At 73.8% G+C, this 22,578-nt stretch carries 2 protein-coding genes; both read left to right on the top strand.

Annotated elements, in window-relative coordinates; translation table 11 throughout:
- Nucleotides 1-50: 50 nt before the first annotated feature.
- Nucleotides 51-2,264 carry a TIGR02266 family protein gene (locus U8525_RS12310; RefSeq protein ID WP_374265059.1) on the top strand — a complete coding sequence of 738 codons (2,214 nt, stop codon included), beginning with the start codon at nucleotides 51-53 and terminating at the stop codon, nucleotides 2,262-2,264.
- A gap of 136 nt (nucleotides 2,265-2,400) precedes the next feature.
- Nucleotides 2,401-22,578: non-ribosomal peptide synthase/polyketide synthase (locus U8525_RS12305; protein ID WP_374265057.1), on the top strand; the 20,178-nt coding region annotated here is incomplete at its 3' end.

The following is a 22,578-nucleotide window of genomic DNA, read 5'->3' as shown; positions in this document are numbered from 1 at the left end:
AGGTGATACTCCGCGTCCCACACTCAACCCCTTGGGACTGGGACCGGGCCTTGGCGGATTTGAATCAAGCGGGGGCGGTCGGGCTGGTGGTGAAGCTGCCCTTCGCCACCCCCGAGGAGTTCCTCGCGAAATACGGGGGCAACATCACCCGGGGCGGCATCTATTTGCGCGCCAAGGCCGTGCGCCCTCCGGGCACGGCCGTCACCCTGGACCTCCGCCTGGCGAGCGGCGATCGGCTCCTCTACACGGCGGCCATCGTCCACTTCGTCACCGGGCAGCAGGGCCAGGGCATCTCCGGCATGGGCCTGAAGTTCGGGGAGGCGGACGCGGCGACGCGCCGGTTCCTGGACGCCGCGGTGGCCATCCTGCCCCACGCCCAGTCGGACGTGCCGCCCGTGCCCAACGGCGTGGGGCCGGTGGACTACACGGTCCCCGCCCCCGCGGCGGCCCCCGCCCTGCCCCCGGCCGCGGACGCGGGCGCCGCCCCTCGGGTGGAGGCCCCGGCCGCGCCCGCCCTGGAGATGGTGACGGACGCCGCGCTGGAGCTGAACACGGCGGAGCCGCCCCGGACGGGGCCGGTGATTGGCATCGACCTGGGGACGACGAACTCGTGCGCCGCGTTCGTGCGGGGCAACAAGCCCGGGGTGCTGCCCAGCCGCGAGGGCCACAACACGGTGCCCTCCATCCTGGCGTTCAACCAGCGCGGCAAGCTGGTGGTGGGCCACCCCGCGAAGGGGCAGATGCTCACCAACCCGCGCCAGACGGTGTACGGCGCCAAGCGGCTGGTGGGCCGGCCCTACGCGTCGCCCATCGTCGAGCACATCAAGGGCCGCTTCCACTACGAGATCGCCGCGGGCCAGAACGGCGAGGCGGCGGTGCGCCTGGGCGACCGCATCTATTCGCTCCAGCAGATCTCCGCGCTGATCCTCCGCGAGGTGCGCGAGGTGGCGCAGAACCAGCTGGGCCAGCAGCTCTCGCGGGCGGTCATCACGGTGCCCGCCTACTACAACGACAACCAGCGGCACGCGGTGCGCGAGGCGGGCAGGCTCGCGGGCCTGTACGTGGAGCGCATCCTCAACGAGCCCACGGCGGCGGCGCTGGCGTACGGCTACGGCAAGAAGCTGAACCAGCGCGTGCTGGTGTACGACCTGGGCGGCGGCACGTTCGACGCGTCGGTGCTGGAGCTGCACGACACCGTCTACGAGGTGATCTCCACCGGCGGCGACACGTTCCTGGGCGGCATCGACTTCGACAACGCCATCGTGGAGTACCTCCTGGAGGAGTTCCAGCGGCAGACGGGCCGCGCCTTCCAGGGGGACCGGGTGGCCCTGCAGCGCATCAACGACGCGGCGGAGCGGGCCAAGTGCGCCCTGTCCGAGCGCTCCGAGATGCGGGTGCACGTGGCCTTCATCACGATGATCGACAACAAGCCGTACGACCTGGACGTCACGCTCACCCGGCAGAAGTTGATCGCGCTGACGGAGGGGCTGGTGGACCGCACGGTCCGGGTCTGCGAGGAGGTGCTACAGGCCAAGGGGCTGAAGCCGCAGGACATCGACGAGGTGATCCTGGTCGGTGGGCAGAGCCGCTTCCCCCTGGTGCACGAGAAGATCACGAAGTTCTTCGGGCGGCCGCCCAGCAAGGGCGTGCACCCGGACGAGGCCGTGGCGCTGGGCGCGGCGCTCCTGGCGCACAGCCTGGGGCAGTTGGAGGGCGTGGTGCTCATCGACGTGCTGCCCATGGCCATTGGCGTGGGGCTGCCGGGTGGGCGCTTCAAGCCGGTGCTGGAGCGCAACGTGTCGCTGCCGGCGGCCAAGAGCTACACGCTCTCCACGCACCGGGACGAGCAGACGGAGCTGGAGCTCACCGTCTTCCAGGGCGACTCCGAGCGCGCGCAGGACAATGAGTACCTGGGCACGCTGCGGCTCGCGGGCCTGCCGAAGAAGGCCCGGGGCGCGGTGCAGGTGACGGTGACCTTCGAGGTGAACAACGAGTCGCTGCTGAAGGTGACGGCTCGGGAGGGCACCACGGGGCGCGAGGTGGTCAGCACCTTCACGACCCGCGACACGCCGGAGGCGGTGAAGGCGCGGCTGGCGCAGGAGGAGGCCGCTCCGGCACCGGTGCCGCCGGGGGGGGCGGCGCCCGCGGGGCGCAAGGTGGTGATGTCCGCGCCGGTCGTTCCGGAGGCGACGCCGGAGGCCTCCGTCGTGTCGAAGCAGAAGGGCTTCATGGGGTGGTTGAAGGGGCTGTTCGGCCGCGCGTGACGGCGCGGCGGGTCCCTGCTCCGTGAGCAGGCTTGCGTCATGGGACTCCCGGGATTCCTCACCGGGAGTGCCTCGGGACAGGGCAGCCGGGCTGCTATGAAGTGCCGGCGTTCTTTCGACCCCTGGACGGCTCCCCGTGCACGACCTTTCGCGAACCCTCCCCGGCGTCCTGCTGAAGCTTGTCCAGGGGCCCTCGGCCCGCGCGCCGCTCTACACGTTCCTGGGAGATGACGGCGAGGAGGCCGTCTGGAGCGCGTTCGAGCTGGACGTGCGCGCGAGGCGCATCGCGGCGGCGCTGCGGGAGCGGGGCACGGTGGGGGAGCGCGTGCTGCTGCTCTACCCGCCGGGGCTGGACTACATCGCGGGCTTCTTCGGCTGTCTCTACGCGGGCGCGGTGGCGGTGCCGGCGTATCCGCCGGACCCGATGCGGCTGGAGCGCACCCTGCCCCGCTTGCGCGCCATCATCCAGGACGCTCGGGCGTCGGTGGTGCTCACCACGGCCGGCATCCTGGAGCTGTCGGACTTCGTCTTCGAGCAGGCGCCGGACTTCCGCGCGCTGCACTGGATGGCGACGGACGCGCTGCCGGAGGGCGGCGAGCGGGACCTGGTGGCGCCGGAGGGCCTGGGGGCGGAGTCGCTCGCGTTTCTCCAGTACACGTCCGGAAGCACGGGCACGCCGAAGGGCGTGATGCTCACGCACGGCAACCTCTTGCACAACCTGTCGCTGATCCACGGCGCCTTCGGGGCGCGCGCGGACAGCGTGGGCGTCATCTGGCTGCCGCCGTACCACGACATGGGACTCATCGGCGGCATCCTGGAGCCGCTGTTTGGAGGCTTCCCGGTGACGCTGCTGTCGCCGATGACGTTCCTCAAGCGGCCCATGGCGTGGCTGGAGGCGGTGTCGCGCCACGGGGGCACCATCAGCGGCGGGCCGAACTTCGCGTTCGACCTGTGCGTGAAGAAGAGCACGCCGGAGGAGCGGCGGGCGTTGGACCTGAGCCGGTGGGAGGTCGCCTTCTGCGGCGCGGAGCCGATTCGTCCCGAGACGCTGGAGCGCTTCGTGGAGGCGTTTGGCCCCAGCGGCTTCCGGCGAGAGGCCTTCTACCCCTGCTACGGGCTGGCGGAAGGGACGCTCATCGTCTCCGGAGGCGAGAAGTCGGCGCCGCCGGTGTCGCTGACGCTGTCGGGCGCGGCGCTGGAGCGGCACCGGGCGGAGGAGGTGGACGCGGCGGAGCCCGGGGCGCGGACGCTGGTGGGGTGTGGCCGGACGCTGGCGGAGCAGCGAATCGCCATCGTGGACCCGGAGACGCTGGAGCGACGCGTGACCGGGGCGGTGGGCGAGGTCTGGGTGTCGGGGCCGAGTGTCGCCCAGGGGTATTGGGGCCGGGAGGAAGCGACGCGCGAGACGTTCCAGGCGCGCATCGCGGGTGAGGACGGGGGGCCGTACCTGCGCACGGGGGACCTGGGATTCCTGCGGCCGGAGGGCGAGCTGTACGTCACCGGGCGGCGCAAGGACCTGCTCATCCTGCGAGGGCGCAACCACTACCCGCAGGACCTGGAGGCGACGGTGGAGGGCGCGCACCCGGCGCTGAGGCCCGGGGGCGGCGCGGTGTTCTCGGTGGAGGTGGGGGGCGAGGAGCGCGCGGTCATCGTGCAGGAAATCGACGTGCGCAAGCTGGGGGACCTGCGCAAGAAGTTCGACGTGGCGGAAGCAGCGGTGGGGGCCGTCCGCCAGCGGCTCGCGGAGTCGCACGAGGTGCAGGCGCACGCGGTGGTGCTCATCGAGCCGGGCAGCCTGCCGAAGACGTCCAGCGGGAAGGTGCAGCGGCACGCGAGCCGTGCGGCCTTCCTCGCGGGGACGTTGCAGGAGGTGATGACGTGGCGGCAGGAGGAGCCCGGTGGCGTGGCTCCCCTCCCCTCGACCGCGGCGTCGGAGGACTCCCTTCGTTCAGCGTCGACGTCCGAAGGACCTCTCGCCCCGGCTCAAGCGCTCCATCCTTCGCCTTCGAGCGGTGGTGCTGATGAATCTGCGGGAGTCCCTTCTTCGAGGGCGGTCGAGGCGGCGACGGGGACCGGCGTGTCCGACGCTTCGCCATCCGAGGCCCTTCCCGTGACTCCGTCCGCGAAGCCGGACGCGGAGGCGCTGGTGGCCTGGCTGCGCGACCTCGTGGCCCGACACGCGCGGATGCGCCGCGAGGAGCTCGACGTCGATGCTCCGGTGACGCGCCATGGGCTGGACTCGCTGGGCGCGGTGGAGCTGGCCCACGAGGTGAGCACGGGCACCGGCCTCACGGTGCCCATGGAGTGGCTCCTCCAGGGGCCGAGCATCACGTCCCTCGCGCGGCGGTTGCTCACGCTCCGGACGGCGTCAGGCCCGTCGACCAGCACGCTGCGGCGCCGGGACGTGACGGGCGACCGGGCGGCGTCCTTCGCGCAGGCACGCCTGTGGTTCCTGGACCGGTACGCGCCGGGCGACGTGACGTACAACCTGCCCGCCGCCGTGCGCCTGGAGGGCGAGCTGGACGTGTCCGCGCTGGAGGGCTGCCTCCAGATGCTCGCGGCGCGCCACGACGCGCTGAGGACGTCCTTCCGCGAAAGGGACGGCCGGCCGCTCCAGGTCATCTCCCCAGACGCGATGCTGCCGCTGGCGCGCGTGTCGCTGGAGTCCGTGCCGCCGGAGCTCCGCGAGGCGGAAGCCTCACGGCTGGCCCACGAAGAGGCCCGCCGCCCGTTCGATCTGGCGCGAGGCCCGCTGGTGCGCGCCACGCTGCTGACGCTGGATGCGCGCACGCACGTGCTGGTGCTCGTCATGCACCACATCGTGTCGGACGGCACGTCCATGGCGGTGCTGGTGCGTGAGGTGTCCGCCCTCTACGCGAGTCTGCGCGAGGGCCGGCGAGCGCAGCTCCCCGCCCTGCCGTTGACCTACGCCGACTACGCGGAGTGGCAGCGGGAGTGGCTGGACGGCGCCGCGCTCGCGGCCCAGCTGGACTCCTGGCGCACGCAGCTCGCGGCCGCGCCCCGGTTGCTCGAGCTGGCGACGGATCGGCCGCGCCCCGCCGAGCGGGGGACGCAGGGGGCTCGGGTGCCGGTGGTGCTCGACTCGCGACTGGCCGAAGCGGTCCGGACGCTGGCGGTGCGCGAGGGCGTCACCCCCTTCATGGTGCTGCTCGCGGGCTTCCAGGCGGTGCTCGCGCGCCGGGCGGGACAGGACGACATCAGCGTGGGCACGGCCATCGCGGGCCGGGGACGCGCGGAGCTCCAGCGCCTGGTGGGCCTCTTCGTCAACACGCTGGTGATGCGCACGCGGCTGTCCGGCGCGCCCACCTTCCGTGAGCTGCTGGGCCGCGTGCGCGCGACGGCGATGGGCGCGTACGCGCACCAGGACGTGCCCTTCGAGAAGCTGGTGGAGGCGCTCCAGCCCACGCGCGAGTGCGGGCACACGCCCCTCTTCCAGGTGATGTTCATCCTCCAGGGCGCGCAGGTGGAGGCCCCGGTGCTGCCAGGCCTCGAGTCACGGCTGGTGGACGTGCACCCCGGCACGGCGATGTTCGACCTCACGCTGTCGCTCGCCGAGTCCGCGCGGGGCTTCGAGGGCTGGCTGGAGTACGCCACCGACCTCTTCGACGCGGACACCGTGGCGCGCATCGCCGGCCACCTGCGGGTGCTGCTGGAGGCCGCGGTCTCCGACCCTTCGCGCAAGGTGGACGCGCTGCCGTGGCTGGACGCCCTGGAGGCGGAGCACCTGCTCGCGCTGTCGCGGGGCCCCGAGGTCGAGTTCCCGGCGGACGCCACCATCTCCTCACGCTTCGCGGCGCAGGTGGCCCGGACCCCCGATGCCGTCGCGCTCGTCGCGGGAGCGCACCGGCTCACGTACCGGGAGCTGCGCGCCCGGGCCCGTGCCCTGGCGCACACCCTGCGGCAGCGCGGTGTGGGGCAGGAGTCCGTGGTGGGCCTGTGCGTGGACCGCTCGGTGGAGCTGGCGGTGGGGATGCTCGGCATCCTGGAGGCGGGGGCGGCCTACCTCCCGTTGGATCCGGCGTATCCAGCGCAGCGGCTCGCCGCGATGTGGGCGGACTCGGGGGCGAAGGTCCTGGTCGGGCCTCGCCGCCTGGAGGACGTGCTCGCGGTGCCGGCCGAGCACCGGCTCTTCCTCGACGACGTGGACCCTTCGGTGGGCGCGGACTTCGTGCGGTCCGCGAGCGACGCGCGGACGCTCGCGTACGTGCTCTACACGTCGGGTTCGACGGGGCGGCCCAAGGGCGTGGGCGTGCCGCAGCGGACGGTGATGAACTTCCTCCGCGCGATGGACGCGCACGTCTCGCCGAGCCCCGGCACGTGGCTGGCGATGACGAGCATCTCCTTCGACATCTCCGTGCTGGAGCTGCTCTGGTCCTGGACGCGCGGCTTCCAGGTGGTGCTCGTGCCGACGGGCCTGGAGCCCGCCGCGCTCGCGGAGGCGCTGGAGCATCACGCCGTCACCCACTTCCAGTGCACGCCCTCGTATGCCCGCGCGCTCGTGGAGGAGCCTCGCGCGCTGCGTGCGCTGGGCGGACTGCGCCAGCTGCTCGTGGGCGGTGAGGCGCTCCCGGGAGGACTGGCCGCGCGGCTGCGGGCCCACGTCCCGGCCTTGCTCAACATGTACGGCCCCACCGAGACGACCGTCTGGTCGTCCATGCATCGCGTGGAGGCGGACACCGAGGGCACGGTGCCGCTGGGCCGGCCGCTGGCGAACACCGGACTGCACGTCCTGGACGCCGGGCTGCGGCCGGTGCCGGCCGGGGTCCCCGGGGAGCTGTTCATCGGGGGCGAGGGCGTGGTGCGCGGCTACCTGGGCCGGCCGGACCTCACGGCGGCGCGCTTCGTGCCGGATCCGTTCCGCGAGGTGCCGGGCGCGCGGCTGTACCGCACGGGGGACCGGGTGCGCTGGCGCGCGGACGGGACGCTGGAGTTCCTGGGCCGCGTCGATCACCAGGTGAAGCTGCGCGGCTTCCGCATCGAACCCGGTGAGCTGGAGGCCGCGCTCCGCACGCACCCCGAGGTCCGCGAGGCCGTGGTCGCCGTGCGCGAGGAGGTGCCCGGTGAACAGCGCCTCGTAGCCTACGTCGCCCCCGCCTCCGTGGAGGCCGGGGCCCTGCGCGAGCACCTGCGCTCGCGCCTCCCCGAGTACATGGTGCCCTCGGCGTTCGTGGGACTGGACGCCCTGCCCCTCACGCCCAACGGCAAGGTGGACCGAGGGGCCCTGCCCGCTCCCGTAGCAACGCCGACCGTCACCGTGGACGCGGGCCCCCTGACGCCGCTCCAGGAGAAGCTGGCCGCGCTGTTCCAGGACGTGCTGCACGTGGAGCGCGTGGGCGCGCACGATGACTTCTTCGCGCTCGGTGGACATTCGCTGCTGGCCACCCAGCTCGTCACCCGCGTGGCGGCCCGCTTCGGCGTGGACCTGCCCGTGCGCGCGCTGTTCGACGCGCCCACGGTCGCGCGGCTCGCGGAGCGCATCGAGGCGCTCCCCTCCCGGCATCCCGCCGACCCCATCCCCACCGTGGCGCGGGGCGGGGCGCTGCCGCTGTCGTTCGCGCAGCAGCGCATGTGGTTCCTGGATCGGCTGGAGCCGGGGCAGGCGCGCTACAACATCTCCCTGGCCCTGCGGCTCTCCGGTCCCCTGGACGTGGAGGTGCTGCGCCGCGCGTTCGCGGAGCTCGTCCGCCGGCACGAACCGCTGAGAACCACGTTCGAGGAGCGCGACGGCCAGCCGCTCCAGCGCATCCACGCGCCGCCGTCGGAGTGGTCCCTGCCGGTGGAGCCGCTTCCGGCGGGCGATGCCCTGCGCCAGCGCCTGCGTGAGGAGGCGGCCCGGCCCTTCGACCTGGGCACCGGCCCGCTGATGCGCACGCGGCTGTTCCAGGTGTCCGAGCAGGAGCACGTGCTGCTCCTCTGCATGCACCACATCGTCTCCGACGGGTGGTCCATGGGCGTGCTCGCCCACGAGGTGGGCTCCCTCTACACGGCGTTCAGCGAGGGCCGACCCTCGCCGCTTCCGGCGCTGGAGGTGCAGGCCGCCGACTTCGCCGTGTGGCAGCGCCAGCAGGGGGAGACGGCGGCGGCGCGGGCCCACCTGGACGCGCTGCGGACGTCGCTCAAGGACCTGCCCGCGCTGGCGCTGCCCGCCGAGCAGGGCCTCCCCTCGGCGCGGACCGCTCGCGGCGGAAGCCATGTCTTCACGCTGCCGGCCTCGCTGGTGCGTGCGCTGGAGCAGGTGGGGCGCGGCCGGGACGCGACGCTCTTCATGGTGCTGCTGGCCGGATACGAGGCGCTGCTCGCGCGCTACTCCGGACAGGACGACTTCGCCGTGGGCAGCCCCGTGGCCCACCGCACGCGGCCGGAGCTGGAGCCGCTCATCGGCGTGTTCCTCAACACGCTGGTGCTGCGGGCCCGCCTGGACGGCGCGCCTCGCTTCACGGACCTGCTGGACCGCGTCCGTGAGTCCGCCCTGTCCGCGTATGCCTGGCAGGACGTCCCGTTCGAGCGGCTGGTGGAGTCCCTGGCCCCGGAGCGGGGCGAGGGCCGCGCGTCGCTGTTCCAGGTGATGTTCGCGCTGCACAACGCGCCCGTGCAGCCTCCCGCCCTGCACGGCGTCCGCGTGGCGCTGCTGCCCACCGAGGTGGACACGTCGCGCTTCGACCTCAGCCTGTCGATGCTGGCGCGTGACGGGGGCCTGGACGGGACGCTGGAGTACAGCCGCGACCTCTTCACGCCGACCACCGCCGCGCGGCTCGCGGACCACCTCCGCGTGCTGCTGGAGGCCGTGGCGGCAGACGCGACCGTCGCCGTCCATCGGCTGCCGCTGATGGACACCGCCGAGCGCGCTCGGGTGCTCGTGGACTGGAGCACCACCGGCGCCGCGCCCTTCGTGCAGGACACCCTCCCCCGGCTCTTCGAGGCCCAGGCCCGGCGCGCGCCGGAGTCCGTGGCCGTGGAGCACGAGGGCCGGACGCTCACCTATGGGGAGCTGGAGGCGCGGGCGAACCAGCTCGCGCGGCACCTGCTGTCCCTGGGCCTGCGGCCAGAGGGCCGCGTGGGCCTGTGCCTGGAGCGGGGGCTGGAGCTCGTGGTGGGCATGCTCGGCATCCTCAAGGCCGGCGGCTGCTACGTGCCGTTGGATCCGGCCTATCCGGCGCGGCGGCTGACCTTCATGTGCCAGGACGCGAGCCTGTCCGCGATGGTGACGGTGCGACCGCTGCTGTCCGTCGTGCCGGAGCCGTCCTGGCCCACGGTGTGCCTGGATACGGACGCGGACGCGCTCTCCCGCCAGGACACCGCCGCGCCCGCCTCCGGATGGCCGGAGCAGCTGGCCTACGTGCTCTACACGTCGGGCTCCACGGGGACGCCGAAGGGCGCGGGCGTGGAGCACCGCTCCATCGTCCACCTGGTTCGCGACACGAACTACGTGCACCTGACGCCGGCGGACGTCGTCGCCCAGGTCTCCACGCCGTCGTTCGACGCGGCCACGTTCGAGATCTGGGGCGCGCTGCTCAACGGCGCCCGGCTGGTCATCCTGCCCCGTGACGTCACGCTGTCTCCGCCGCACCTCGCCCGGAAGCTGCGCGAGGTGGGCGCCACCACCGCGCTGCTCACCACCGCACTCTTCCACGAGGTGGCGCGCGAGGAGCCGGGAGCGCTGGCGGCCCTCCGCCACGCGTTCTTCGGCGGCGACCGGGCGGATCCGCGCGCGGTGCGCAGCGTGCTCGCGGCGGGGCCGCAGGGGCGGCTCGTCAACCTGTACGGCCCCACCGAGGCCACCGTCTGCGCGACCTTCCACGCCGTGGACGCGCTGCCGGCGGACGCCACCGTTCTCCCCATCGGCCGGCCCGTGGCCCGCGCGCGGCTGTACGTGCTGGATGCGTCCGGCGAGCCCGTGGCGCCGGGCGCTCCGGGGGAGCTCTTCATCGGCGGCGAGGGTGTGGGCCGCGGCTATCCCAGCCTCCCCGCCGCCACCGCCGAGCGCTTCGTGCCGGACGCCTTCAGCGGCGCTCCGGGCGCGCGGCTGTACCGCACGGGAGACCGGGCCCGGTGGCGGGCGGACGGGACGCTCGACTTCCTCGGCCGCGTGGACACGCAGGTGAAGCTGCGGGGCTTCCGCATCGAGCCCGGAGAGATTGAAGCCGCGCTGCACGCGCATCCGTCCGTGCGCGAGGCGCTGGTCGTGGTGCGCGACGAGCGGCTCGTCGCCTACGTCGTGGGCTCGCCCGTGGCCGAGCCGGCCGTGCTGCGCGCCTTCCTCTCCGAACGGCTGCCCGCGCACCTGGTCCCCTTCGCCTTCGTGCCCCTGGGCGCGCTGCCGCTGACGCCCGGAGGCAAGCTGGACCGAGGGGCCCTGCCCGCGCCGGAGCAGGCCGCGCCGGCTCCGGGCCCCACCGTCCCGGAACACCTGACCCCCTTCCAGCGTCGCGTCGCCGGCCTGTTCCGCGACGTGCTGCGCGTGGAACGCGTGGGGCTGCACGACGACTTCTTCGCCCTGGGCGGGCACTCGCTGCTGGCGACGCAGCTGCTCTCCCGCCTGCGCGCCACGTTCCAGGTGGAGGTGCCCCTGCGGGGCCTCTTCACCGCGTCCACCGTGGCCCGCGTCACCGAGCTGGTGGAGGAGCAGCTCCTGCTCCGTGCCGAGGCGCCACGCGCGTCCGGCCCGCGCCCCGTGCCGCGCGAGGGCGCCCTGCCCTTGTCCTTCTCGCAGCAGCGGCTGTGGGTCCTGGAGCAGCTCCAGCCCGGCGCGACGCCCTACGTGCTGATCGGGGCCGTCCGGTTGGAGGGCGCGCTGGACGCGGAGGCGCTGCGCCGGGCGCTGGCGCTGCTGGTGGAGCGCCACGAGGCCCTGCGCACCACCTTCGCGCTGAAGCACGACGAGCCCGTCCAGGTCATCCGCCCCGCCCTTGAGTGGGCGCTGCCGGTGACGGAGCTGGAGGCGCGGTCCTCCGCCGCCCGCGACGAGGCCGTGCAGCGGCTGGCCCTGGAGGAAGCGGGCCAGCCGTTCGACCTGGGCGCGGGTCCGCTGCTGCGCTCGCGGCTGCTGCGGTTCGAGCCCACGCACCACGTGCTGCTGCTGGCCATGCACCACATCGTGTCCGACGGCTGGTCCGTGGGCGTGATGGTGCGCGAGGTGGCGGCGGCCTACGCGGCCTTCGCCTCCGGCACGGCGCCCGTCCTTCCGCCGCTCCCGCTCCAGTACGCCGACTTCGCCGCGTGGCAGCGCGGCAGGCTCCAGGGAGACGTGCTCTCGGCGGAGGTGGCGTGGTGGAGACAGCGGCTCGCGGACGCGCCGCGGATCCTGGACCTGCCGACGGACCATCCCCGCCCGGTGGTGCGTTCGCCTCGCGGCGCGCTGCTCCCCCTGCACCTGCCTCGGGAGCTGGCCGATCGCCTGGAGGCGCTCGCGCGGCGGGAGGTCGCTACGCCGTTCATGGCGCTGCTCGCCGTGTGGCACTTGCTGCTGTCGCGCTACAGCCGGCAGGAGGACCTGCTGGTCGGCGCGCCCATCGCGGGCCGCACCCATGGCGACGTGGAGGGCCTGGTCGGCTTCTTCGTCAACACGCTGGTGCTGCGTGCGCGCGTCCACCCGGAGGCGTCCTTCCGCGCGCTGCTGGGACAGGTGCGGGACACGACGCTCGCGGCCTATGAGCACCAGGACCTGCCCTTCGAGAAGCTGGTGGAGGAGCTCCAGGTGCCGCGCGACCTGGGCCGCACGCCGCTGGTGCAGGCCGTCTTCGCGCTCCAGAACGCTCCGGCCGGGAGGTTCGAGGCGCCGGCGCTGGGGATGGAGCTGCTGGAGGTGGATGCGGGCACGGCGCACTTCGACCTGAGCCTGGTGCTCACGGAGACGCCGGACGGGCTGCGCGGCTCCATCGAGTACAGCACCGACCTGTTCGAGCGCGACACCGTGGCCCGGCTCGCCGGCCACCTGCGCGTATTGCTCGAGGCCGCGGTCACCAGCCCGGACGAGCCGGTCTCCCGGCTGCCGTGGCTCACGCCAGAGGAGCGCCAGGAGGTGCTCGTCGCCTGGAATGACACCGCCCGTCCCTACCCCTCCGACAGCACCCTCGCGGAGCGCTTCGCGCTCCAGGTCGCGCGGCGGCCAGAGGCCATCGCGGTGGAGGGCGGGGAGGAGCGGCTGACGTACTCGCAGCTCGACGCCCGGGCGAACCAGCTCGCGCACTTCCTGCGGGCCCGGGGCGTGGGCCCGGACGTGCCCGTGGCGCTGTGCATGGAGCGCTCCGTGGAGTTCGTCGTCACGGTGCTCGCCATCGTCAAGGCGGGCGGCGCCTATGTCCCGATGGACGCGGCATACCCCGCGCAGCGGCTGGCGCTCATGCTGGAGGACGCCCGGCCCCGGATGCTGCTCACCACGCGCGTGCTGCGTGACCGGTTGCAGGTGCCCGACGCCGCCCTGCCCTGCATCTTCGTGGATGCGCTGGTGCTCGACGACCAGCCCGTCACCGCGCCGGAGACCGGCGCGGGGCCGCGCGACCTGGCCTACGTCATCTTCACCTCCGGCAGCAGTGGACGGCCCAAGGGCGTGGGCATCGAGCATCGCGGCCTGCTGCGCACGCTGCACTCGGCGCCGTACATGGACTACGGCATGCACGACGCGGTGCTGCTCTTCGCGCCCGTGTCCTTCGACGCCTCCGTGCTGGAGCTGTGGCTTCCGCTGGTGCATGGCGGCCGGCTCGTCGTCTTCCCGAGCCACGTGCCCGCGACGGACCTGGACACGCTGGCCCACGTGGTGGAGCACCACGGCGTCACGTTCGGCCACATGTCCTCCGGCCTCTTCTCGCAGTTGATGGAGCACCGGCCGGACATCCTCGGCGGGCTGCACGGGCTGCACACGGGCGGCGACATCGTCTCCGCGCCGCACGTGCGCCGGGCGGCGGAGTCGCTGGGCATCCCGTTCACCAACGGCTACGGCCCCAGCGAGTGCTCCGTGGTCGCCACCACCTTCACGGTGGAGCGGCCGGAGCAGGTGGGCGCGTCGGTGTCCATCGGCGCGCCCATCGCCAACACGTCCGTGTACGTGCTGGACGCGCGGATGCACCCGGTGCCGGTGGGCGTGCCGGGCGAGCTGTTCCTCGGCGGCGACGGCGTGGGCCGGGGCTACGTGTCGAGGCCGGACCTCACGGCGGAGCGCTTCGTGCCGGACGCGCTGGGCGCGACGCCGGGGGCCCGCCTGTACCGCACGGGCGACATGGCCCGCTGGCGACCGGATGGCACGCTGGAGTTCCTGGGCCGCCAGGACACGCAGGTGAAGGTGCGCGGCTTCCGCGTCGAGCTGGCGGAGGTGGAGGCCGCCCTGCGCGACCTGCCCGCCGTGCAGGATGCCGCGGTGGTGGTGCGCGAGGACGTGCCCGGGGACAAGCGGCTCGTCGCCTACGCGATGCCCCGCCCGGGACACGCGCTGGAGGGCCCGGCGCTGCGCGCGGCGCTGCGGCAGCGGCTGCCGGAGTTCATGGTGCCGTCGGTGTTCGTGTCGCTGGACACCCTGCCCCTCAACCCCAGCGGCAAGGTGGACCGCAAGGCCCTGCCCGCCCCGGACGCCGCCTCCACCGGGCGTCAGGGCCGCTTCGTGGAGCCCACGCACCCCCTGGAGCAGCGGCTGGCGCACGTCTTCGCGCGCGAGCTGGGCGCGGACCGCGTGGGCGCGAGGGATCACCTCTTCGAGGACCTGGGCGCCACGTCGCTGACCGTGGTGCGGCTGGCCACGCGCCTGCGGGAGGAGCTTCAGCGCGAGGTGCCCGTCGTGTGGCTGTTCGAGCACCCCACGCTCGAAGGGCTCGTCCAGCGGTTGGAGCATGAGTCCCAGGGCCCGGGCAGCCGCCCCCCCCCGGCCGTGGCTCCGGGGCACCGTCCGCGCGAGGCGCCGAGGGCCGGCGCGTCCGGCGGCATCGCCATCATCGGCATGGCGGGCCGCTTCCCCGGCGCGATGACGGTGGCGGAGTTCTGGCGCAACCTGCGCGAGGGCGTGGAGTCCCTCACGCGCTTCTCACAGGAGGAGCTGGAGCACCTGCCCGGCCTGCCGGAGGGGCTGGAGCTGTGGCAGCACCCGGCGTTCGTTCCAGCGGGGGGCGTCATCGACGGCGTGGACCGGTTCGACCACGCCTTCTTCGACATGTCGCTGCGCGAGGCGCAGTTCACGGATCCGCAGCAGCGGCTGTTCCTCCAGACGGCGTGGGCCGCGCTGGAGGACGCGGGCGTGGACCCGGAGCGGTTCCCGGGGGCCATCTCGCTGTACGCGGGCGCCACGGGCTCCGGGTACGCGGAGGCCGTGCGTCAGGCGATGCCGCTGGACGCGGCGTCCTTCATGGAGCTGCACGGCACCGCCACGCACGAGAGCCTGGCGACGAAGACGTCGTTCAAGCTCGGGCTCACGGGCGAGAGCACGCTGGTCTACACCGCGTGCTCCACGGGCCTCGTCGCCGTGCACATGGCCTGTCAGAGCCTGCGCACGGGCCAGTCGGACGTGGCGCTCGCGGGGGCCACGCGGCTGGCGGTGCCGCAGCGCACGGGCTACGTGGCGCAGGAGGGGCTCATCTTCTCTCCGGACGGCCACTGCCGCGCGTTCGACGCGAAGGCCCAGGGCACGCTCGCGGGCAACGGCGTGGGCGCGGTGGTGCTCAAGCGCCTGGAGGACGCGCTCCGGGATGGGGACTCCATCTACGCGGTCATCCGGGGCTCGGCGCTGAACAACGACGGCTGGCACAAGTCCGGCTTCACCGCGCCCAGCGTTCAGGGGCAGGCCGCGGTGGTGGCGCAGGCCCTGGCCAACGCGGGCGTGGCACCGGAGGCCGTGGGCTACGTGGAGGCCCATGGCACCGCGACGCCCCTGGGCGACCCGATCGAGGTGGCGGCGCTGACTCGCGCGTACGGCCTGGGGCCAGAGCACAGGGGCCGCATCGCGCTGGCGTCGCTGAAGACCAACGTGGGCCACCTGGACACGGCCGCGGGGCTGGCGGGCTTGATGAAGGCCGCGCTCGCGCTGCACCACGGGGAGATTCCGCCCAGCCTCCACTTCGAGCACCCCAACCCGCAGATCGACTTCGACGCGGGCCCGTTCTTCGTCAACACCACCTTGCGGCCGTGGCCGCGGAGCGAGACGCCTCGCTTCGCCGCGGTCAGCTCCTTCGGCATTGGTGGCACCAATGCCCACGCCATCCTCGAGGAAGCTCCCATGCGGCAGAGCGGATCCACCACGCGTTCCCACCAGCTCATCGTGCTGTCCGCGCGCTCACCGGAGGCGCTGGAGGCGGCGGCGCGGCAGCTCGACGGACATGTGACGGACGGAATGGACGCGCGGATGCTGGCGGACCTGGCGTTCACGCACGCCGTGGGCCGCAGGCGGTTCGAGTACCGCCACGCCCTGGTGGTGAAGGACGCGGCGGACCTGGTGCGCCAGCTGCGCAAGCCGGTGGCGGCGGTGAAGACCGACAAGCGCGGGCCCCGCGTGGCGTTCGTGTTCTCCGGGCAGGGAGCGCAGCGGGTCGCCATGGGGCGCGAGCTCTCGGAGGCCTCGCCCCTGTTCCGCGCGCACCTGGAGAGGTGCCTCGCGCTGCTGGAGGCGCCGCTGCGGGCGCGGGTGTCGAGGCTGCTGTCGCCCGGGGCCGGCGCGGAGGCGGACGCCATGGCGTCGCTCGCGGAGACGCGCGTGGCGTTGCCCGCGCTGTTCAGCGTGCAGGTGTCGCTGGCGCGGCTGTGGCAGGACCTGGGGGTGCAGCCCTACGCGGTGCTGGGGCACAGCTTCGGGGAGTACGCGGCGGCGTGTGTCGCGGGCGCGCTGTCCCTGGAGGACGCGATGCGCCTCACCGTGGCGCGCGGCGAGCTGATGCACCGGATGCCACCGGGGGCGATGCTCGCGGTGGCGCTGCCCTCGGCGCGGGTTCAACCCCTGCTATCGGGCCGGCTGGAGCTGGCGGCGGTGAACACCCCGGATCGCTGCGTGGTCTCCGGTCCCGTGGAAGAGGTGGAGCGCCTGGAGGCCGAGCTGAAGGCCCAGAAGGCCGGGGCGGTGCGCATGCCCGCGCCGCACGCGTTCCACTCGGCGGACGTGGAGCCGCTGATGCCGGAGCTGGCGCGCGTGGTGGGCGCGCTGCGGTGGTCGGAGCCGAAGGCGCGGTACGTGTCCAGCCTCACGGGCACGGTGGCGCGACCCGGGCAGCTCGCGGAGCCGCGCTACTGGACCGAGCAGATGCGCAGGCCGGTGCACTTCACCCGCGCGGTGGAGACGCTCCAGGAGGAGGGCTGCGCGGTACTGCTGGAGGTCGGGCCCGGTCAGGACGTGACGCCGCTCGTGCGCGCGAACCTGGTGGGGGGAGAGGACGGCGCCCCTCGCGTGCGAGGGCTCGCGTCGCTGCGCCTGGGCGGAGCGACGACGGAGCAGCAGGGCTGGCTCCAGGCCGTGGGCGAGCTGTGGGCCTCGGGGGTGATCGTGGACTGGAGCGCGTTCTACGCGCACGAACAGCGCCTGCGGCTGCACCTGCCCACGTATGCCTTCCAGGAGAAGACGGTCTGGGTGGAGCCGAAGGCGCAGGCTGCCGTCTCCGGGCCTGTCCTCCGTCCCACGCCCCCGCTCCCGCCGCCTCCGGCCATCGCCGTGGCGGCCCCGGTCATTTCCCCGGCGCCCGCGCTCCCCGAGCCGGCCACCCCGGAGGTGCCCGTCACCGAGGCCCCATCGCCCGCGCAGCCCGTCCGCGACGACGCTCCGCGCGGCGAGGTGGAGGCGCGCGTGGCCGCGCTGTGGCGCGAGCGCCTGGGCCTGGAGTTCGTGGGCCGCCATGACAACTTCCTGGAGATTGGCGGCAACTCCCTGACGGCCGCCCAGCTCCTCAACCAGGTGCGCGACACCTTCGGCGTGAACCTCCCGCTCGCCGCGCTCTTCGAAGCGCCCACCGTCGCGGGCATCGCGGAGCGCCTCGTGCCCCTGCTGCGTCAGGCGCCGCGGGCCCCCGTCTCGACGGAGCTTCCCCTGGTGCCCCTGCCGCGCACCGGCGAGCTGCCCCTGTCCTTCGTGCAGGAGCGCGTCTGGCGCCTGGAGCAGCACCTGCCCGGCCGGTCCACGTACAACCTCCCGTTCGTCCTGCGCCTCGAAGGCGACGTCAACGCGGAGGTGCTGGAGCGAGGCATCCAGGAGATCGTCCAGCGCCACGAAGCGCTGCGCACGACCTACGACGCCGTGGATGGCCGTCCCGTGCAGCGCTTCCACGCGCAGATGCGCGTCCCGCTCACCCGCGTGGAGCTGGGGGGCCCCATGGAGGCCCGCGAAGCCGAGGCCCTGCGGCTCGCGCGCGAGGACGCCTCGAAGGCGTTCGACCTCGTCCACGGCCCCGTGCTGCGCACCACGCTCATCCGCCTGGACGCGAAGGTGCACCTGCTCCTGGGCTGCCTCCACCACATCGTCGGCGACACGCTCTCCATCGCCCTCTTCGTCCAGGAGCTGGGCCAGCTCTACGACGCCTTCCTCCAGGGCCGTCCTTCCCCCCTGCCCCCGCTGCCCCTCCAGTACGCGGACTTCGGCGCGTGGCAGCGCAACAGCATCGCGGGCAACCACCTGCCTGAACAGGACCAGGGCTGGCGTCAGCGCCTGGCCGGCATGCCGCGCAGGCTCGACCTGCCCACGGATCGTCCGCGTCCCGCCGACAGCCCGCTGACCTCCGAGCGCATGACGCTGGAGTTCTCGCCCGGGCTCTCCCGCGAGCTCATGGCCTTCAGCCGTCGCGAGGGCTTCACCGGCTACATGACCGTGCTCGCCGCGTGGCAGACGGTCCTGCACCGGTACAGCGGCCAGACGGACATCATCGTCGGCACGCCCATCGCCAACCGCACGCGGCCGGAGCTGCTGCCGCTCATCGGCTACGTGGCGCACTCGGCGGCGTTCCGGACGCGCTTCACGGAAGGCCTCACCTTCCGCGACCTGCTCGTCCAGGTGCGCGACGAGGTCACCGACGCGCAGACGCGTCCCGACGTCCCCTTCGAGTACCTGGTGGAGGCCCTCATCCCGGGCAGGGACATCGGCCGGGGCCGGATGACGGACTCCGTGTTCGTCTACCACACGGGCGCGGCCGCGGGCGCCACGACGCTGGAGCTCATCGGCATCCGCGGCTCGCTGGTGGAGGTGCCGGACACGCCCGTGCAGTGGGGGGCCACCCTGTCGGACCTCACGCTCCTCGTCTCCGAGGCCCCGGGCCGCGTCCACGGCGTCCTGGAGTACGCGACGGAGCTGTTCGACGCCGTCACCGTGGCGCGGCTCGTGGAGCACTTCCAGGTGCTGCTCGGCGCCGCGCTCGCCCGGCCCGAGACGCCCGTCTCGCACCTGCCCCTGGCCACGGAGGCCGAGCGCCGCGCCTGGCCCGCCCCCCGGGTGCCCCCGGGCTTCACCTCCGTGCCGGCCCTCCTCGCGGAGCGCCGCGCGCGCCACCCGGACGCGGTCGCCATCTCCCGTGGGGAGACGCACTGGACCTGGACGGAGCTGGGCGCCCGCGCGGATGCCCTGGCCTCGCGCCTGAAGGCCCTGGGCGTGACGGCCGGGACGCCGGTGGCCGTGTGCCTGCGCTCGTCGCCGGAGAAGCTGGCCGCGCTGTGGGCGGTGCTGGCCGCCGGGGGCGCGGGCATCGCGCTGGGCCCGGCCGACCTGGGACACCTGCCCGTCTACGCGCCGGAGGGCGCCCGCGTGCCGGTGCTCGTTACCACGCGCGCGATGGTGGCCTCCGTGCGGGTGGAGTCCTCGCAGGTCGTCTACGTGGAGGACGTGGACGCGTCCGGCGCGTCGCGTGTCGCCGGCGAGGACGCGCGCGCGCTGGCGTGGCTGCTGCCCACGGGCTCCGGGCAGCCCGCGTGGGCGCTGGGCCACCGGGAGCTGGCGGGGTTCTTCACCGGCCTGGACGCGCGGCTGTCTCCGCCGGATGGCGGCGCATGGCTGTCCGCGAGCGAGGCGGCCGCGGACCGGCCGGAGCTGGAGGCCCTGTGGGCGCTCACTCGCGGCCTGCGCGTGGTGTACCCGCCGGAGCGCATCACCGCGCGGCTGGTGAGCCTGGGCGGGGGTGGCCCCCGCGCGAAGGCCATGGACCTGAGCCTCATCTACTTCGCCAACGACGAGGACACGCTCCAGGGGCCGAAGTACGAGCTGTTGATGGAGGGCGCGAGGTTCGCGGACGCGAACGGCTTCTCCGCGGTGTGGACGCCGGAGCGGCACTTCCACTCCTTCGGCGGTCTGTACCCGCAGCCCGCGGTGGTCTCCGCCGCGGTCGCGGCCGTGACGAAGCACCTGCACCTGCGCTCCGGCAGCGTGGTGCTGCCCCTGCATGATCCGCTGCTCATCGCGGAGCAGTGGTCCGTGGTGGACAACCTGTCCCAGGGCCGCGTGGGCCTGTCCGTGGCCACGGGCTGGCACACGCAGGACTTCACCTTCGCGCCGGCGAACTTCGAGAAGCGCCGGGACCTCCTCCTGGAGAAGCTCTCCACGCTGCGCGCGCTGTGGCGCGGCGAGCGCCTCAAGCGCCCCGCGGGCGCCGGCACCACGGCGGAGATCGGCCTGCGCCCGAAGCCGGTGCAGAAGGAGCTGCCGGTGTGGCTCACCGCCGCGGCCAACCCGGAGACGTTCCGCATGGCGGGCGAGCTGGGCGCGGGCGTGCTGACGGGCCTGCTGTCGCACTCGCTGGAGGAGCTGAAGCCGAAGGTGGCGCTGTACCGCGAGGCGTGGCGCCGCAACGGCCACCCCGGCCGGGGCCACGTGACGTGCATGCTGCACACGTACCTGGGCGACGACGACCAGGAGGTGCTGCGCCAGGTGCGCCAGCCGCTGCTGTCGTACTTCCGCAGCTCGGTGGACATCCTCACGTCGCTGCTGCTCACCCAGGGCTACCAGGGCGACATCCAGAAGCTGTCCCCGCAGGACATCGACGCGTTGCTGGAGCACACCTTCGAGAACCACGCCCGGACGACGGGCCTCGTGGGCACGGTGGACGGCGCGATGCAGCGGCTGCGCGACGTGCGCGCGGCGGACGTGGACGAGGTGGCGGCGCTCATCGACTTCGGCCTGGAGACGCCGGTGGTGCTGGACGGCCTGCGCCGGCTGGCCGTGGTGCGCGAGCGCATGGCCGAGGAGGCCGCCGCCCGTCAGGAGCAGGTGCTGGTCGAGGCCGAGGCGGGCGTGGAGGGGCTGCTGGAGCTGGCGCGGCAGTCCGGCGCGGCGCTGCTGCACACGTCGGCCCGCCTGGCGCGCACGCTGAGCGAGCTGCCGCAGGCGCGCGAGTCCCTGGCCCACGTGGGCGCGCTGGTGCTGGAGGGCGCGTCGGTGGAGCTGGGCGCGGCGCTGCACCGGGCCGCGGGCGTGGAGGTGTGGCTGTCCGGTGACGCCCAGGAAGGGGTGCTCCTGCCGCGCACGCCGCGCGAGCGCATCCCCGCCGACCTGGAGACCTGGGTGCTGGACGCGGCCGGCCAGCCCGTGCCCGCGGGCGTGGTGGGTGAGCTGGCCCTCGCCGGCGCGGGGCTCCCCACCGCGCTGTGGCGCGCGGGTGATGAAGAGCACCGCCGCCTCGTGCCGCACCCGCGCGAGTCCGCCGCCCGGCTGTACCGCACCGGCCGCCATGCGCGCATGCGCGCGGATGGCCGGGTGGAGCCGGTGGCCACGCCTTCCCGCCTCCCTCCTCCGCCCGTGGCGCGCCCCGCCGTGGAGGCCCCGAAGGCCGCCGCGCCGGTGGTCAACGCGGGCCCTCCGCCCATCCCGCGCGTGGGCCGGGGCCAGCCGCTGCCGCTGTCCTTCGCGCAGCAGCGCCTCTGGTACCTCCAGCAGTTGGAGCCGACCAGCGGCGCGTACAACAACGCGGCCCTCTTCCGCCTCGTCGGAGCGCTGGACGAAGCCGCGCTCCAGGCCGCGCTGGACGCGCTGGTGACACGGCACGAGGTGCTGCGCACGACGTACTCATTGGACGGCGATCGCGCGGTGCAGGTCATCCACCCGTCGCGCGGCCTGCCGCTCCAGGGCCGGGACGTCGAGGGCGAGACGCCCGAGGCCCGCGAGGCGGAGATGCAGCGCTTCTGCCGGGCCCACGCGCTGCGGCCCTTCGACCTGGAGCAGGAGGTGCTGCGCGCGACGCTGCTGCGCCTGGAGCCCCAGGTGCATGTGCTGGCGCTCGTCTTCCACCACGCGGTGTCCGACGCGTGGTGCAACATGGTCGTCGCGCATGAGCTGACGGCGAACTACGCCGCGTTCCGTGCGGGCCAGCCGTCGCCCCTGCCGCCGCTGCCGGTGCAGTACGCGGACTACGCCGTGTGGCAGCGCGGCTGGCTGGAAGGCGGCGTGATGGAGGCGCAGGTCGCCTGGTGGAAGCAACAGCTCCTCGGTGCGCCCGCGCTGGAGTTGCCCACGGACCGGCCGCGCCCCGCCGTCCAGTCCTTCGAGGGCGCGCGGCACCGCTTCGCGTTCCCCGCGGACGTGTCCGCGCCGCTGATGGCGCTGGGCCGCAAGCACGGCGCCACGTCGTTCATGGTGATGATGGCGCTCTTCCAGACGCTGCTGTCGCGCTACTCGGGCCAGGAGGACTTCGTGGTGGGCACGCCCATCGCGGGGCGCACGCGGCCGGAGGTGGAGTGGCTGATGGGGTGCTTCATCAACACCCTGCCCATGCGCTCCAGGCTGTCCGGCCAGCCGTCCTTCGTGGAGCTGCTGGGCCGCGTGCGGACCCAGGCCCTGGAGGGCTACGCGCGCCAGGACGCCCCGTTCGAGCGCGTCCTGGAGACGCTCGAACTTCCGCGCGACCTGAGCCGCACGCCGGTCTTCCAGGTGAGCCTCAACGTCGTCAACACGCCGGAGGCGCGGGCCACGCTGCCGTCCCTGGAGCTGAGCCCGGTGGACGTCCCCACCGACACGGCCAAGTTCGACCTGGCCCTGGAGGTCCTGGAGCGCCGCACGGAGCTCTCCTGCCACCTGGAGTACGCCACCGCCCTCTTCGACGAAGCCACCATCGCGCGCATGGCGGAGCACCTGGTGGTGCTCGCGCGGGAGGTCATCGCGGCGCCGGAGGCTCCGCTCGCGACGCTCTCGCTGCTCACGCCGACCGCGCGTGAGCAGGTGCTGCGCGGCTGGAACGACACGCGCGCGGACTTCCCCCGGGGCGCCACGCTCCATCAGCTCTTCGAGTCCCAGGCCGAACGCGCGCCCGAGGCCATCGCGCTCCAGTTCGAGGACCAGCGCCTCACCTACGCGCAGCTCGATGCCCGCGCGAACCAGCTCGCGCATCACCTGCGTGCGCGCGGCGCGGGCCCGGAGACGCTCGTGGGC

Source organism: Corallococcus sp. RDP092CA (assembly GCF_041903675.1).
In the GTDB taxonomy this organism is placed as follows: Bacteria; Myxococcota; Myxococcia; order Myxococcales; family Myxococcaceae; genus Corallococcus.
Note: the sequence above shows the minus strand (reverse complement) of the source record. Positions and strands in the feature narration are given on the sequence as shown.